Here is a 1,009-nt window from a genome sequence, read left to right on the forward strand (position 1 = left end):
TTCGATCAGTGTGTCTCGGAATAATTCCCACGTTAAATCTTCGGCAACACCACCACATTTTTCTAATGCTTGATAAATCGGTACGGTACCGATCGGCACTGATGAATTTCGGATAATCCATTCACGTGTTTCGTGGATGTTGTCCCCCGTACTCAAATCCATAACAGTATCGGCACCCCAGCGTGTCGCCCATACCGTCTTTTCAACTTCTTCCTGAATAGAAGATGTCACTGCCGAATTACCAATGTTTGCGTTTACTTTGGTGCGGAAATTACGACCAATAATCATTGGTTCAGATTCAGGGTGGTTGATATTATTCGGAATTACCGCGCGGCCTCGAGCAACTTCATCACGTACGAATTCAGGAGTAATAATCTTAGGAATCGATGCACCGAAGCTTTGACCCGGATGTTGTTCCGATACCGCTTTTTCAAGCTCAGCTTCGCTGAGCGCTAGATTTTCGCGGATTGCGATGTATTCCATTTCAGGCGTAATAATGCCCTGACGCGCGTAATGAAGTTGCGTGACATTCTTGCCTTCACGCGCTTTACGTGGCTTTGGCTTGTACTCAAAACGCAAACCCTCGAGCGCTATGTTCTTCTCGCGAATGTTTGCGTACTCAGAACTGAAGCCTTCAAGCAATTCGGTGTCGCTGCGCTCTAGAATCCATTTTTCACGCATTGGACTTAAGCCTAAACGCACGTCGATGTCTTTATTTGGATCTGTATATGGGCCTGAGGTGTCGTAGACACGAACTGGAGGGTTATGTTCTTCCTTGCCGTCTTGCAGCTTGGTTGGACTTAGTTCAATTTCGCGCATAGCCACTTGAATGTCGTCGCGACTACCTTTTACGTAGATTTTTTTCGACGCAGGAAATGGCGTCATAGAAAGTTCATCGACCGATGCTGTTTTGGAGATATTTGCGTCGGTGATCTTTGCGTTTTTAGCTGGCTGCTGTGGCGTGTTGCTCATGTATGCTCCAAGGTAATTGTTAGGGAGCAATCTGCTG

The 1,009-nt window shown here is 46.5% G+C and carries 1 protein-coding gene; it reads right to left on the minus strand.

The window, feature by feature from the left end:
• Window positions 1-885, minus strand: an 885-nt coding sequence (locus A3738_RS08880; RefSeq protein ID WP_231876591.1) for a phosphomethylpyrimidine synthase ThiC, incomplete at its 3' end; no start/stop codon positions are given.
• Window positions 886-1,009 lie beyond the last annotated feature (124 nt).

It is taken from the genome of Oleiphilus sp. HI0066 (genome assembly GCF_001635725.1).